The sequence below is a fragment of the Streptomyces sp. NPDC033174 genome (assembly GCF_055577795.1).
Window position 1 is genome coordinate 616,566 of record NZ_JBVIPQ010000003.1, and the last position, 13,679, is coordinate 630,244.

At 71.3% G+C, this 13,679-nt stretch carries 14 protein-coding genes; 11 read left to right on the plus strand and 3 right to left on the minus strand.

Annotation, left to right across the window (positions count from 1 at the left end; all coding sequences use genetic code 11):
* Position 1: 1 nt before the first annotated feature.
* The 6 genes from ACZ5VC_RS12915 to ACZ5VC_RS12940 all read left to right on the plus strand — a co-directional run bounded on the left by ACZ5VC_RS12915 (position 2) and on the right by ACZ5VC_RS12940 (position 6,775).
* Positions 2-907 carry a galactokinase gene (locus ACZ5VC_RS12915; RefSeq protein WP_469120095.1) on the plus strand — a complete coding sequence of 302 codons (906 nt, stop codon included), beginning with the start codon at positions 2-4 and terminating at the stop codon, positions 905-907.
* A gap of 17 nt (positions 908-924) precedes the next feature.
* Complete coding sequence (locus tag ACZ5VC_RS12920) at positions 925-2,205, plus strand: alkaline phosphatase family protein (RefSeq protein WP_469120096.1); 1,281 nt, start codon at positions 925-927, stop codon at positions 2,203-2,205.
* 33 nt (positions 2,206-2,238) lie between these two features.
* Positions 2,239-3,516: an MFS transporter gene (locus tag ACZ5VC_RS12925; protein ID WP_469120097.1), complete on the plus strand. Its 1,278-nt coding sequence runs from the start codon at positions 2,239-2,241 to the stop codon at positions 3,514-3,516.
* A complete protein-coding gene (locus ACZ5VC_RS12930) occupies positions 3,513-4,553 on the plus strand; it encodes a TolB-like translocation protein (protein WP_469120098.1) in 1,041 nt (346 codons plus the stop codon). Before ACZ5VC_RS12925 ends, ACZ5VC_RS12930 begins: the two co-directional genes overlap by 4 nt.
* A 140-nt stretch (positions 4,554-4,693) precedes the next feature.
* Positions 4,694-5,023, plus strand: a complete 330-nt coding sequence (locus tag ACZ5VC_RS12935; RefSeq protein WP_469120099.1) for a deoxyxylulose-5-phosphate synthase — start codon at positions 4,694-4,696, stop codon at positions 5,021-5,023.
* Positions 5,024-5,131: 108 nt separating this feature from the next.
* Positions 5,132-6,775: a GMC oxidoreductase gene (locus ACZ5VC_RS12940; protein ID WP_469120100.1), complete on the plus strand. Its 1,644-nt coding sequence runs from the start codon at positions 5,132-5,134 to the stop codon at positions 6,773-6,775.
* 108 nt (positions 6,776-6,883) lie between these two features.
* Here the strand turns inward: ACZ5VC_RS12940 and ACZ5VC_RS12945 are convergent, their stop codons facing one another.
* Entirely contained in the window at positions 6,884-7,363 is a 480-nt protein-coding gene (locus tag ACZ5VC_RS12945; protein ID WP_468714209.1) for a carboxymuconolactone decarboxylase family protein, read from the minus strand.
* Positions 7,360-8,439 carry an NAD(P)H-dependent amine dehydrogenase family protein gene (locus ACZ5VC_RS12950; protein ID WP_469120101.1) on the minus strand — a complete coding sequence of 360 codons (1,080 nt, stop codon included), beginning with the start codon at positions 8,437-8,439 and terminating at the stop codon, positions 7,360-7,362. Before ACZ5VC_RS12950 ends, ACZ5VC_RS12945 begins: the two co-directional genes overlap by 4 nt.
* Before the next feature lie 40 nt (positions 8,440-8,479).
* On the opposite strand from ACZ5VC_RS12950, the gene ACZ5VC_RS12955 reads away from it, so the two are divergent.
* A complete protein-coding gene (locus ACZ5VC_RS12955; protein ID WP_469120102.1) occupies positions 8,480-8,854 on the plus strand; it encodes a hypothetical protein in 375 nt (124 codons plus the stop codon).
* A 35-nt stretch (positions 8,855-8,889) separates the two neighbouring features.
* Positions 8,890-9,660, plus strand: coding sequence for a maleate cis-trans isomerase family protein (locus tag ACZ5VC_RS12960; protein WP_469120103.1), 771 nt, complete (start codon positions 8,890-8,892; stop codon positions 9,658-9,660).
* A gap of 226 nt (positions 9,661-9,886) precedes the next feature.
* Here ACZ5VC_RS12960 and ACZ5VC_RS12965 read toward each other — a convergent pair whose 3' ends face one another.
* Entirely contained in the window at positions 9,887-10,354 is a 468-nt protein-coding gene (locus tag ACZ5VC_RS12965) for a hypothetical protein (RefSeq protein ID WP_469120104.1), read from the minus strand.
* A 293-nt stretch (positions 10,355-10,647) separates the two neighbouring features.
* On the opposite strand from ACZ5VC_RS12965, the gene ACZ5VC_RS12970 reads away from it, so the two are divergent.
* The 3 genes from ACZ5VC_RS12970 (at position 10,648) to ACZ5VC_RS12980 (ending at position 13,592) form a co-directional block, all read left to right on the plus strand.
* A complete protein-coding gene (locus ACZ5VC_RS12970) occupies positions 10,648-10,878 on the plus strand; it encodes a hypothetical protein (RefSeq protein WP_469120105.1) in 231 nt (76 codons plus the stop codon).
* 294 nt (positions 10,879-11,172) lie between these two features.
* The gene (locus ACZ5VC_RS12975; protein ID WP_469120106.1) at positions 11,173-13,155 is read left to right on the plus strand and encodes an APC family permease; all 1,983 of its coding nucleotides are present in this window, start codon (positions 11,173-11,175) and stop codon (positions 13,153-13,155) included.
* Between the two features lie 137 nt (positions 13,156-13,292).
* Positions 13,293-13,592 (plus strand): hypothetical protein, encoded by a 300-nt coding sequence (locus ACZ5VC_RS12980; RefSeq protein WP_469120107.1) that lies wholly within the window; start codon positions 13,293-13,295, stop codon positions 13,590-13,592.
* Positions 13,593-13,679 lie beyond the last annotated feature (87 nt).

The window sequence follows — 13,679 nt, forward strand, 5'->3', positions numbered from 1 at the left end:
CATGTTGGACATCGCCCGCCGCCACACCGCCGACCCGCTCTTCCGGCTCGTCGCCTACGCACTCGAGTCGGCCCACGACCGCCCCCCGGCCACGGTGTGGAGCGCCCCGCACGCCTTCCACCTCGGATCCCCGCATCTGGTCGCCGCCGCCGACTGGCCCGTGGCCGCGGCCGCCGCGCCGCGCGACGACGGTCTCGTCCGCCTCAGCTCCCTCGCCCACCCCGCACAGAGCTGCGAACTCCCGCTCACCGGGCCTCCACCGCCCCACCCCGCCTGGGCCGCCCGCACCTACGCCCTGCTGCGCACCCTGGCGCGTACCGGGTACGGACGCGGCGGAATCGACCTTCACATCCACTCCACGCTGACGGACGCCGCCGGGCTGTCGAGCGCGGAGCCGCTGGAGTGCGCCGTGGCACTCGCGGTCGCCGACCTGCACGCCGGGGGCGGTGGGCCGGCCCCCTCGCACACCCGGCGCGCCAGGGCACGTCCGCCGCGCGGCCGGCTGCTCGCCCTCGCCCGGGCGGCCGCACCCACCGGCGACGAAGCGCTGCGCCAGGCCGCCCTTTTCGCCCGCCCGGGCCAGGCGCTGGTGGTGGGCGACGGCACGCCACGCCGTATCCGCTTCGACCCGGCCGAGTACGGCGCGCGGCTGATGCTGCTGGTCACCCGGGGCGCGCAGACCGGCCCCGGCGACATCCGGCGCGCGGCGGACATCGCCCGGTGCGCGGGGGCGACGGCCGCCTGGTGGCCCGGGCGTCAGCCGGAACGCAGCGCCCTGGTGCTGCTGCCGCACGACCGTCCGGCAAGCGTACGGACCGCCCTGGCGGAGGAGTTCCGCGGCGGCGGACGGCTCGTCCCGCGCCTCGTGAACATCACCGTGGCGGGCGCGGCCCGCCGCGAGGAATGACAAGGAGGGAACAACGCATGACACTCAGAGCCCTGCCTGACCGGATGCCGGTCCGCCTGCCGGAGCACACCAGGAGCCGCCTGCGAGATCTCATCGGGGGCCGCCTCGGTGGCCGCACCTCGGGCCCTGCCGCGGGCGCCGGTCGCGGCAGGCGCCGACGGGCCATGGCCGCCGGCATCTTCAGCACGCTCTGCCTGGTCGCCACCATGGGCGCGGCCGACTCCCAGGCCGCCGCCCAGGCGCCCTCGCCCCTCGCGCTGCCCACCTATGACCACGTGGTCGTCGTCGTCTTCGAGAACAAGCAGTACGGCGAGATCATCGGCAGCGCCAACGCGCCCTACATCAACCAGCTGGCGAACGCCGGCGCGAGCCTGACCGGTATGAAGGCGCTGACCCACCCCAGCCAGCCGAACTACTTCAACCTCTTCTCCGGCGCCACCCAGGGCATCACCGGAGACGGCTGCTACACCCCTCAGTCGATGAGCGCGGCCAACCTCGGACAGGAACTCATCGCCGCCGGCAAGACCTTCGCCACGTACAACGAGGACCTGCCGAGCGAGGGTTCCACCGCCTGTACCAACGGACAGTACGCGCAGAAGCACAACCCCTGGTTCGCGTTCAAGAACGTGCCCCTCACCACCGGCAAGACGTGGACGCAGTTCCCCAAGAGCGACTTCGGCCAGCTGCCGCATCTGTCGTTCGTCGTCCCGAACCAGTGCAACGACATGCACTCGTGCTCGGTCAGCACCGGCGACACCTGGACCAGGAACAACCTCGACGCCTACGCCCAGTGGGCCAAGGCCAACAACAGCCTGCTCGTCCTCACCTGGGACGAGGACAACTTCCTCGGCTCCAACCAGATCGCGACCGTGTTCTCCGGAGCCAAGGTCAAGCAGGGCAAGTACACCTCGGCGTACAACCACTACAACCTGCTGCGCACCTTCGAGGACCTCTTCGGCACCGGCCACGCGGGCAACGCGGCGAGCGCCACTCCCATCGGCGAGGTGTTCGGGGACGGCACCACTCCGCCGGGCGGTGACCTGAGCTTGACCAACCCCGGCAGCCAGACGTGCAAGTTCAACCAGAGCTGCACGATCCAGCTCACCGCGACCGGCGGAAAAGCCCCGCTGAAGTACAGCGCCACCGGCCTCCCCTTCGGCCTCTCCATCGACAGCACCACCGGAAAGATCACCGGCAAGCCCTGGCAGACCGGAACCCTCCAGATCACCGCCACAGCCACCGACTCCACCACAGCCACCGCAAGCACCACCTTCCCCCTCACCATCAACTGGTTCTGACCGGCCCCGCGCGGCCAACGGAAGGGAGAGTCCGTGTACTTGTCGGCAAGCCGGGCCGCCGACAGCACGGCGGGCGTGCGCCGCACCCGGCCACGCCCGCCGCGCGGCGCCTCTCGTACCAGGACCCGTCGCGCGGTCGCCGGCAATGTCCTCGCGCTCGGCACGGTCAGTCTCTTCACGGACGTCTCCGCCGAGATGGTCACCGCCGTCCTGCCGCTCTACCTCGTCGTCGGTCTCGGCATGTCCCCGCTCGCCTTCGGCGCGCTCGACGGCCTCTACCAGGGCGCCACCGTCCTTTCCCGGCTGGTCGGCGGCCATCTCGCCGACCGCGCCCAGCGCCGCAAACTCGTCGCCGTCGCCGGCTACGCGCTGTCCGCCGCATGCAAACTGGCCCTGCTCGCGGCCACGGCCCCCTGGTCGATCGGCGCCGTCCTCGCCGCCGACCGCACCGGCAAAGGGCTGCGGACCGCGCCGCGCGACGCGCTCATCTCGCTGTCCTGCGCGCCCGGGGAACAGGGCCGGGCCTTCGGTGTGCACCGGGCGATGGACACCGCGGGGGCCCTCCTCGGTCCGCTGGCCGCCTTCGCCGTGCTGTGGGCCGCGCACGACGGCTACGACGCCGTGTTCGTGGTCGGCTTCTGCGCCGCGGCACTCGGCGTCATGGTGCTCGTCCTCTTCGTACGCGACCCCCGCGCCGAGCCGGTCGAGCGCCCGCGGGAGCGGCGGCGCCCCGGCGCGCTGCGCACCCTCGCCCGCACCCCCGGGCTGCCCCGGCTGTGCCTGATCGCCGCGCTCCTCGGCGTGGTGACCGTGAGCGACTCGTTCCTCTATCTGCTGCTCCAGCGCCGACTGGACCTGCCCGCCGTGTACTTCCCGCTCCTGCCGGTCGGAGCCGCCACCGGCTTCCTGCTGCTGGCCGTGCCGCTCGGCCGGCTGGCCGACCGGATCGGCCGGGGCCGGGTCTTCCTCGCAGGCCACGGCGCACTTCTCGCCGCTTACGGAGCCCTGCTCGTCCCCGGCGGCGGCGGAGTGGCGGTCACCGTGTGCGTACTGGTTCTCCTCGGCGCGTTCTACGCGGCGACCGACGGCGTCCTGATGGCCGCCGCGGGCCCGCTACTGCCCCCGCGGCTCAAGGCCACCGGCCTGGGGCTGGTGCAGACGGCCGGAGCACTCGCCCGCCTCCTGGGCTCGCTGCTCTTCGGCGCCGGCTGGATGTACCTCGGACCCCACGGCGCCCTGACCGCTGCCGCCGTCGCCCTGGCCCTCGCCCTGCCGGTGGCCGCCGCCCTCCACGGACGGAGCCGTCCATGACCCCCCGTGACCCGAGCCCGCGCACCAGGCTGCTCGTTCTCGCCGTCGCCGCCGCGCTGCTCGCCGCGGTCGCCGCCGTCGCCATCGGACGGGCCGCGGACCGGGCCGCCCAGGGCGAGCGGGCCAGGCCCGGCGATCCGGTCGCGCGGTCCGGCGCGGTGACACTGCACCAGCACGGGCGCCTGCTCTTCCGCAATCTCGCCTGGGGCGCCCAGCGCGATCACATCTCCTCGATACCGTCCGCGGTCCCGCCCGCCGGTCAGGCGCCCCGCACGTCCGCGCCCCAGCGCTGTCTGCGCTTCCACGCCGCCGCGGGTACGGCCATCTGTCTGCGGGCCACCGGGGGAGTGGTCCCCGGCCACGAAGCCGCCCTGCTGGACGCCCGGCTCCAGCCACTGCGCGCCTTCCCGGTGCCGGGGACGCCCACCCGGGCCCGGGTCTCGCCCAGCGGACGACTGGTCGCCTGGACCGTCTTCGTCAGCGGGGACACGTACGCCGGTGGCGCGTTCTCCACCCGCACCGCCCTCTACGACACGCGCACCGGCACGCTCCACCCCGACCTCGAACGCTTCACCGTCCTCAAGGACGGCCGCCGCCACGACGCGGCCGACCACAACGTCTGGGGTGTCACCTTCGCCGCCGACGACAACCGCTTCTACGCGACCCTTGCCACGGGAGGCCGCACCCACCTCGTCCAGGGCGACCTGGCCCGGCGCACCCTGCGCGTCCTCCGTGACAACGTGGAGTGCCCGTCCCTGTCCCCGGACGGCACGCGCGTCGCCTTCAAGAAGCGCGTCGCCGGGGCCTCCTTCGCAGCCCCCTGGCGCCTGCACGTCCTGGACCTGCGCACCGGCCGGGAGACCCCGCTCGCCGAGCGGCGAAGCGTGGACGACCAGCTCCTGTGGCTGACCGGCGACACCGTCCTCTACGCCCTCCCCGGCGACTTCGGGTCCGATCTGTGGTCGGTCCCGGCGGACGGCGGCGGCGCACCACGGAAGGCCGTCGCGTCCGCGACCTCCCCGGCCCTGATCACCTGACACACCGCCGCCCCGCACCGGGACTCCTTGCCGGCCGTGACCCCAGACCGCCGGGAGCCGCGCGCTCCTCACCGGCCCGCGGTCCACGCCGCTGAGGAAATTCCGTCGAGGTCAGACGCATCGATCCTTACGCTGACCACATGCCTCCCGCCAAGACCTCGTACGTCTGCCTGCCGTGCCGTGCCTCCTACAAGCAGCCCTACGCCGGCGATCACGACCGGATCTGCCCCCGCTGCGCGAAGCCGCTCATCCATGTGGGATCGGCCTTCGCCGCGCCCCGGCGCAGGGACACCGCCGCCTGGCGGACCCTGTCCGTGCTGCTGAACGCGGGTGTGCGATTCCACAAGAGCTGCTGCGGCGGACCGGGATACCGGCCGCGCACCCTGCACGAGGTGCGCGAGCGGATGACGTACGCACGCAGGACGGGCGAGCCCTTCGCCCGGGCGCTCGTGCGCCGCGAGGTGCCGTAGGTGCGAACCCGTGGGCGTCAGCCTCAAGTTACCTAGAGGTATCTAGTGACTTAACAAGCAAGCAACAGTAGAACCAGTTCTCACTCCGTCAAGAGTGAGGAAGGTCACATGGACGCAACTCCCAGGAGAGAACGCGAATCCAAGGGCGTCTCACGTCGTGGATTCATCACAGGAACAAGTTCTATTATTGGCGCCGCCGTTCTCGCGGGCCACACCACCGCGGCCGACGCCAGGGCCGTCACGGCGACCGGCCCCATCACCCCGGGGGCACATGTCCCCGCCCTCGTCATCGGCACCGGATACGGCGGTTCCGTCGCCGCCCTGCGTCTCGCGCAGGCCGGCGTCGACGTGCACATGATCGAGATGGGCATGGCCTGGGACACCCCGGGCGCGGACGGCAAGATCTTCGCCAACACCACCAAGCCGGACCAGCGGTCCTACTGGCTCCGCACCAGGACCAAACAGCCCCTCAGCAACTTCCTCGGCTTCCCGATCGACAAGGACATCCCCCGCTACACCGGGATCCTCGACGCCGAGGAGATGGGCGGCATCATCGTCTACCAGGGCCGCGGCGTCGGCGGCGGCTCGCTGGTGAACGGCGGCATGGCCGTCACCCCGAGACGGGAGAACTTCGGCGCCATCCTCCCGTCGGTGAACGCCGACGAGATGTACAGCACCTATTATCCGCGCGCCAACAGCGGACTGGGGGTCGGCCTCATCGACCCGGGGTGGTTCGACACCGTGGACTGCTACCAGTTCGCCCGCGTCGGCCGCAAGCACGCCCAGCGCTCGGGGTTCCCTTTCGTTTTCGTACCGGACGTGTACGACTGGGACTACATGAAGCAGGAGGCGGCCGGAGCGGTCCCGAAGTCCGCGGTCGACGGCGAGATCCTGTACGGCAACAACTACGGCAAGAAGTCCCTGCAGAAGACCTACCTCGCTCAGGCGAGGGCCACCGGCAGGGTCACCATCTCGCCCCTGCACAAGGTCACTTCGGTCTCCCCGGCGTCCGGCGGCGGCTACACGGTCCTCATCGAGCAGATCAACACCACCGGCGGTGTCACGGCCACCAAGACGGTGACCGCGGACAGGGTGTTCTTCGCGGCCGGCAGCGTCGGCACCAGCAAACTCCTGGTGAGACTCAAGGCCACGGGCGCGCTGCCCCGGCTCAGCGACGAGATCGGCCAGGGCTGGGGCGACAACGGCAACGTCATGTGCGGCCGCGCCAACCACATGTGGGACCCGACCGGCAAGGTCCAGGCCTCCATCCCCTGCGGCGGCATCGACAACTGGGCCGCCGGCGGCGCCTTCGCCGAGGTCGCACCGCTGCCCACCGGGATCGAGACCTACGCCTCGTTCTATCTGTCGATCACCAAGAACCCCCACCGCGCCGCGTTCTCCTGGAACGCCGCCGCGGGCAGGATCGACCTGAACTGGCAGACGGCGTGGAAGCAGCCGTCGATCGACATGGCCAAGACCATCTTCGACAAGATCAACGCCAAGGAAGGGACGATCTACCGGACCGACCTCTTCGGCACCAACAAGATCTGGGGCGACCACCTCACCTACCACCCCCTCGGCGGCGCGGTCCTCGGCAGGGCCACCGACAACTACGGCCGCCTCCACGGCCACCCGGGCCTCTACGCCATCGACGGCTCGCTGATCCCCGGCAACACCAGCGTCAACCCGTTCGTCACCATCACGGCACTCGCCGAACGCAACATCGAGAAGATCATCGCCACCGACCTCTAGCGAGGGCCGGCACGGCCCGCCAGGCGGAGACCTGACCACCCCGTCTCCCGCAGGGCGAGCCCGACACCCGGGGCCGGCCGAACGCACCGGCGGCGGCCCCGGACCGCCTCAGCGCCCCGGCAGTACGCACACGGTGTCGAGGCCCAGCACATGGTTGAGCCGGCCGAACGCCAGCCATGAACCGATGCTCATACTCAGCTCCACGATCTGCACCTGGCTGTAGTGCGCCGTCATCCTGGCCCAGAACTCGTCGTCGAGCCCATGGTGGTCCAGGGCGTACCGTTCCGCGTACTCCGCCGCAAGCCGGGTCCGGTCGTCGAACGCGTCCGTGGTGCGCCACTCGGTCACCGCGTCGGCGAACTCCTCCTCGACCTTCTCCCCGTCCCGCTCGGTCCGCCAGTCGAGGCAGAAGGTGCATCCGTTGATCTGCGCGATCCGCAGCCTCGCCGCCTCGAACTCACGGAGCCCCAGGGTCGTATGGGCGTACACCGCCAGCGAGAAGTTCGCGGCGGCCATCCCGATGCCGGGCACCATGTCGCCCCACACGTACGGGATCGCGTCCTCCCCCTCGGGGATGTCGATCTTCATGGCTGCTTCCTTCCGAGTTTGCCGACTGCGGGCCGCAGCGGGACATCCAGCGCGTCATAGAGGCCGGGCTTCGCGTCGACGAGCCAGTCCACGGCACCCACCAGGCGGCCCACGGCCGTGGCGTTGCCGCCGGCCGAGCGGTTCTCGCCCTCGTCGGTGGCCTCGACCGTGACCACGATGCGCGGGCGGCCCTCGACGATCACACGGTGGGCCCCGTCACCGTCGGGCGGCGCGGGCCAGTCAGGGGCACAGGAGGAGTGGATGCGGGTGACGTGCTCGATGACGAGCCGGGGTTCCCCCTCGACGATCCCCTGCACCTCGAAGCGCACCGCTCCCTGGGTTCCGGCCCGGAACTCGCCCATCGTCCGCGTGCTCACGGTGGCGTCGAGCGCGCGCCGCTCCATGGTCTCCCGGATCTCGTCGAGTTCGACGCCCAGGGCCCTGGCCATCAGACGTATCTGCCCGCCCCACACCATGGTGGGCACGGACGGCGCGAGCATCAGCGGCTCGAAGTCCATCGGCCGGCCCATGCCGACCAGGTCGCGAACCGACTCCTCCTGGTCGTACGTGGAGTAGTCGAAGATCTCCTGGCAGCGGATCGCGTCCACCCGGGAGCCCAGCCCGCTGATCAGCAACGGCAGTACGTCGTTGCCCCAGCCGGGGTCGACGCCGGAGACGAACAGCGAGCCGCCGCCCTCCGCGATGGCGGCCAGTACCGGCTCCCGGAACTCCGGCGGGGCGCTCCGGTGGTCGTAGAGCGCGTACATCGAGGGCGTGACGACCACCGCTCCGGCCCGGATAGCGCGGGTGATGTCGGTGAGGGCCTCGTCGGGCCGGACGTCGCCGGACGCCGCGTACACCACGGCGCGCGGGCCGCGGGCCAGCACGGCCTCGATGTCGTCGGTCGCCGCGACGCCCAGGTCACGGTCGAGCCCGCCGAGCGCGCCCGCGTCGCGTCCGACCTTGTCGGGGTCGTGGACGATGACGGAAGAGAGTCCGAGCGCCGGATGGGCCTCTACGGCACGGATGGCCAAGCGGCCGACGTTGCCGGTACCCCAGACAACCGTGGAAATCATGCGCGGAGGGTAGCGAGGGGACCTATCGGTTCATAGGGCCGTGCCTGGAAAAGATTGCCTGAGCGCGGCCTGCGCGACGATGTGCGATCCCAACCTGCTTCTCGCCGAGATCGACAAGCGGCACCGTCAGGCCCTGGGCACCGCCCCGCCCGGAGTGCGGGAGGGGACGGGCTGTGTGAATCTGGCGGCGACCGCGACGTGCGACCAGGAGACGGAGCCAGTCGTGAACCAGCTCGGAGAGAAGCCCGAAGAAGTCCGCAAGGAGCTCGAGGAGGAGAAGCGCCGGGCCCGCCGGAAGCAGGAGCGGAAGTCCCCGCCCGACTCCGACAAGGCCGCGGAGCCCTCGCGGCCGTCCGAGTCCGAGGGCACGTCACCCGACGACAGGGCCTACCCCGGCACCGAAGGCCGCCCCTGAGGTGGGGCCCCTGCCGCCGGAGAGGAGCGAGACCGATGTGGCGACCCGACGGTTGGGACGTACGTGTCCGACTGGGCATCCTCACCCCCCAGGCCGACGTCGGCCCCGAGTCTGAGCTGCGCGCGATGGCCCCGCCCGGCATCGGCCTGCACGCCGCCCGGGTGCCGTTCAGCGCGATGCGGCAGGGCGGCGTGATGGACCCGACGGTCGCCCTCGGCCCCGTGGGGGCGTTCGCCGAGCCGCCGCACGTCGACGAGGCCACCGAGCGCCTCGCGGATGCGCCCGTGGCCGCGATCGCCTACGCGTTCACCAGTTCCGCGTACGTCATCGGCGCGCGCGGTGAGACGTCGATGCTCGCCCGGCTCGCGGACCGCGCCCGCGGCCTGCCGGTGGTCGCCACCTGCGCGGCGACGGTCGAGGCGCTGCGCGCCCTGGGCGTCGGCCGCCCCTGTCTCGTCGACCCGCCGTGGTTCGACAGCACACTCAACGACCTCGGGCGGGCGTACTACGAGGACGCCGGATTCGACGTCCCTTTCGCCGCCCCCTGTGGTCTCCCGAGCGACCAGAAGCTCATCACCCCACAGGGGTTGTACGACTGGGTGTCCACGCACATCCCGGACGAGGCCGACGCGGTCGTCATCGGAGGCAACGGGTTCCGGGCCGTCGGCGTGATCGACCGACTCGAGGCCGCCCTGGGCCGCCCCGTCCTCACGGCCAACCAGGCCCTCCTCTGGGCGGCTCTGCGCGCGACCCGCACCACCGCCGATGACATCACCGGCTACGGCCGCCTCTTCGCGACCCCGTGAGCGCCGTGGCCTGGAGTGCAGGTGTGCCGTCGTACGGCGTTGGGCAGGCAGCGGGGCTGCTGGAGGTAGGCGTGACCGTCACGGCCCGGGCGAAGTCGCCCAACGTACATGTCGACCTTCCTGACACCCCTCCTGGCGAGTGGCGGGACCTCCTGGTTCCGCCCGTCCCCGACAACCTCCGGGTCAGTACGCCGTAGCCGCCCGGCAGGCTCATTGCTCCCACCCGTCACGGGGCCACGCCCTGCCCGACTCCCGGGCCGCGGCCCCCGCGGGCACTCGCCGCGCCCGCGGCCCGGACTCGGTCCGCCATGGATGGCGGACCGTCGACCCTGGCAACGGCGTTGCGGACCGCCACGCGTCCTGCCGTGCGGAACGCGCGCGGGTGGGAGTCCACTTCGTGGATACGGACGCTCCGCAGGACGACGGCCACCGCGAGGGTGGTACGAGCGCCGAGCTCGGCCAGCTCCTCACGCACTCCCGTCTCCACCGCCGCGTGCAGCTCGGCCAGCTCCTCGGAGGAGTAGCCCTTGACGGCCGCCGTTTCGGCGGTCTCGAACGAGACCCCTTCCTCCCAGGGCTCGAAGTCCACGGTGACGTCCGCGAAGTCGGAAGGGCACCCCGCCTGACGGACGAACAGCGCCCGGACGCCTCTGAGCGGGTGGGGCGGAAACGTTGTCGTGGCTTCGGTGTCCATGGCAGCACGGTAGTCCGCGCGTGTTCCCGGGGAGCGGGGCAGGGCCCGCTCCGGGATCCGCTCGCCGGCCGCCCCATCTGCTGCGGGCCGGGCCGAGCGTCCCCCCGGGCGGGTCGTACAGCCGTTGGTGTGAACCGCGCTCCCCTCGCTGGCGGTGGTCCCGCGACGCCGTGGGCCGGTGGTTACGGTCTGCTTGCCGCCGGGGCCGCAACGGGAGCCGGCGGCCGGCGGGCCGTTCGTTCGCCGCCCTCCAGTACGCAGACATGTCCGAGCACGGAGGAAGGAACACACGCATGAGCAGCAGCGAGACCGGCGGGATCACGGGCACGAAGGACAAGCACTACAACCTGATCTGGTACATCGAGGCGTGCCTGAGCAACGCGCTGCGGATGGAGACGTACATCAAGGACGCGGAGCGCGACAACGACACCGAGATCGTGGAGCTGTTCCGCAAAGCCCAGGCCGACAGCCGTAAGGGCGCCGAGCTCGGAAAGCAGCTGCTGCGTACGCGACTCGGCAGCTGACAGCGTCACCGGTCTCCAGGAGGCCGGTGCCGGTCATCCCTCCATCGCCCTTGAATTTTCCCTGCTCCAGCGCCCGCGCCCACCGCTCGGGCGCCCGTTCGCACGCCCGGCCGACGGGTGGACGCCCACCTTCGGGGCACAAGCCCAGGGCGCGCGGATGGCCCGTCCCCGCCCCGCATGAGGCGGCGCCACGGGCCACCCCGATACTGAGTCACCGTGCCGCACGAGTGCCGTGCGGCGTGATGACTGTCGGGGCTTGTGCGCAGGGCGGAGTCGGAAGGATTGATGGGGGACATGAAGGACACGAGCGATCTGGCAGTGCCGGAAGTGGTGGAGAGCCCGGCCATGCCGGACCAGCCGAGCGGAAGCCTGGCGCGCTGGCTGCTGCGCCACCGCGTACAGCCGGTCGGGCCCGCCGCCGGCGGGGGGCACACCGAGCCGCACGCCTGGTGGAAGGTGATGTGCCTGACGGGGGTGGACTACTTCTCCAGCCTCGCCTACGTGCCCGCGATCGCCGCCCTCGCGGCGGGGGCGGTCTCCCCGCTGGCGACGCTGCTGATCGTGGCGCTGACCCTGCTGGGCATGCTGCCGATGTACCGGAGGGTGGCCCGCGAGAGCCCGCACGGCGCGGGGTCGGTGGCCATGCTGGCGGACCTGCTGCCCTTCTGGTGGGGCAAGTTGTTCGTGCTCGTCCTCCTCGGTTTCGTGGCCACGTCGTGGATCATCACGATCACCCTCTCCGCGGCGGACGCCTCGGTGCACGTCGTCGAGAACCCCTACTTCCCCCACGCGTTGCACGGCCACGAAGTCGCCATCACCATCGCCCTGCTGCTCGTGCTCGGCGGTGTGTTCCTGCTCGGGTTCAGCGAAGCGGTCAGCGTCGCCATCCCTCTGGTCGCGGTCTTCCTGCTGCTCAACGCGGTGACCATCGCCGTCGGCGTGACGGAGGTGATCACCACACCGGGTGCCTGGTCGGCGTGGACGGGCTCGCTCCTCGACGGCGGAGGAGGCCTCGGCGATCTGGCGGGGCCCGCCCTGCTGGCGTTCCCCCTGCTGGTGCTGGGTTTGTCGGGTTTCGAGACAGGGGTGAGCATGATGCCCCTGATAGCCGCCGACGGCGCGAACGACGAAGAGCGGCTGCGAGCCCGGATCCGCAACACCCGCAAACTGCTGACCTCCGCCGCGGCCATCATGAGCGTCTATCTGCTGGCCGCCAGCTTCGTCACGACCGTTCTCATCCCCCACAAGGAGTTCGAGCCGGGCGGCGCGGCCAACGGCCGGGCCCTCGCCTGGCTGGCTCACGAGAAGGTGGGGGAGGCGTTCGGCACCGCCTACGACATCAGCACCATCCTGATTCTCTGGTTCGCGGGCGCCTCGGCCATGGCAGGGCTCGTCAACATCGTCCCCCGCTACCTGCCCGACTACGGCATGGCGCCGGAATGGGGACGAGCGGTACGCCCTGTCGTCCTGGTCTACACCGCCCTGTGCGTGATCATCACCTTCGCCTTCGACGCCGACGTCAACGCCCAGGCCGGTGCCTACGCCACCGGGATCCTCGCCATGATGGTGTCCGGCGCCTTCGCCGTCACCATCTCGGCTCTGCGCCGACGGCAGCGCGCGACCACGGCGGGGTTCGCGGTCCTCACCGCGGTCCTGCTCTACGCCCTGGTGGCCAACGTCGTCGACAAGCCCGACGGCATGACCATCTCCGGAATGTTCATCGCGGGCATCATCGTGGTCTCCCTCATCTCCCGGGTCGCGCGGACCACCGAACTGCGCGCCGACCGCATCGTCTTCGACCCGGCCGTTCGCCGCTTCATCACCGACACCCTCGCCCACGACAACGCGATCAACATCATCGCCAACCGCCGCCAGGCCGGTGACGGCGCCGAGTACGCGGGCAAGGAGCGCGAACAGCGCGGGAACAACCCGGTGCCCGGGCCCGCCGACGTACTGTTCCTCGAAATCGACGTGGTCGACCCGTCCGACTTCAGCGAAACCCTCGTCGTCCACGGTGTCGAGGTCGACGGACACCGGATCCTGCGCGCCGAGGCCCCGGCGGCGCCGAACGCCATCGCCGCGATCCTTCTCGCCCTGCGCAACACCACCGGGGTCCTGCCCCACTGCTACTTCGCCTGGGCGGAAGGCAGCCCCCTGCGTCACATGTTCCGCTACTTCCTGCTGGGCCGCGGCGACACGGCGCCCGTCACCCGAGAGATCATCCGGAAACAGGAGCCCGACCCGGAACGCCGTCCCGGTATCCACGTCGGCGGCTGACGGCCCCGGCGCGCTCCGGCCCCCGCGCCCACGCCTTGCCGCCACCCTGGAACAGCGGGACCCTGGTGAGAGAGGCGGCCGGGTGTTTCCGGCGTGCCGGAAGAGGTGTGCCCGCCCGGTGGGGAAGGGGTGACCCAATGCGGATGTTGATGAAGGTCCAGTTCGACACGCCGACGTCCAACCAAGCCATCAGGAACGGCACGCTGCAGAAGACGATGGAGTCCGCCCTCGAGGCCATGCGCCCAGAGGCCGCCTACTTCACCACCGAGGAGGGCTGCCGTACCGCGTACATCTTCTTCGATCTGGAGGAAACGTCGCGGATGCCGGCCATCTCCGAACCGTTCTTCCTGGAGCTCGGCGCCAAGGTTCTCTACGCGCCGGTCATGAACCGGGAGGAACTGGGAGCGGGCCTGGCGGCTCTGAGGTCCGGCGGATAGCGGGCAGCGGCCCGCACCGAACTCGACGCACCGGACGGCGACTTCGACGCCCTGCCCGGCAGGGCTCGTGTGTGCGAACGACGACGA

Coding starts and splice junctions, on each gene's coding strand:
- ACZ5VC_RS12970 (WP_469120105.1), top strand. CDS start 10,648: ATGAGCAGCAGCGAGACCGGCGGGATCACGGGCACGAAGGACAAGCAC.
- ACZ5VC_RS12930 (WP_469120098.1), top strand. CDS start 3,513: ATGACCCCCCGTGACCCGAGCCCGCGCACCAGGCTGCTCGTTCTCGCC.
- ACZ5VC_RS12920 (WP_469120096.1), top strand. CDS start 925: ATGACACTCAGAGCCCTGCCTGACCGGATGCCGGTCCGCCTGCCGGAG.
- ACZ5VC_RS12935 (WP_469120099.1), top strand. CDS start 4,694: ATGCCTCCCGCCAAGACCTCGTACGTCTGCCTGCCGTGCCGTGCCTCC.
- ACZ5VC_RS12945 (WP_468714209.1), bottom strand. CDS start 7,363: ATGAAGATCGACATCCCCGAGGGGGAGGACGCGATCCCGTACGTGTGG.
- ACZ5VC_RS12975 (WP_469120106.1), top strand. CDS start 11,173: ATGAAGGACACGAGCGATCTGGCAGTGCCGGAAGTGGTGGAGAGCCCG.
- ACZ5VC_RS12950 (WP_469120101.1), bottom strand. CDS start 8,439: ATGATTTCCACGGTTGTCTGGGGTACCGGCAACGTCGGCCGCTTGGCC.
- ACZ5VC_RS12980 (WP_469120107.1), top strand. CDS start 13,293: ATGCGGATGTTGATGAAGGTCCAGTTCGACACGCCGACGTCCAACCAA.
- ACZ5VC_RS12960 (WP_469120103.1), top strand. CDS start 8,890: ATGTGGCGACCCGACGGTTGGGACGTACGTGTCCGACTGGGCATCCTC.
- ACZ5VC_RS12940 (WP_469120100.1), top strand. CDS start 5,132: ATGGACGCAACTCCCAGGAGAGAACGCGAATCCAAGGGCGTCTCACGT.
- ACZ5VC_RS12915 (WP_469120095.1), top strand. CDS start 2: ATGTTGGACATCGCCCGCCGCCACACCGCCGACCCGCTCTTCCGGCTC.
- ACZ5VC_RS12965 (WP_469120104.1), bottom strand. CDS start 10,354: ATGGACACCGAAGCCACGACAACGTTTCCGCCCCACCCGCTCAGAGGC.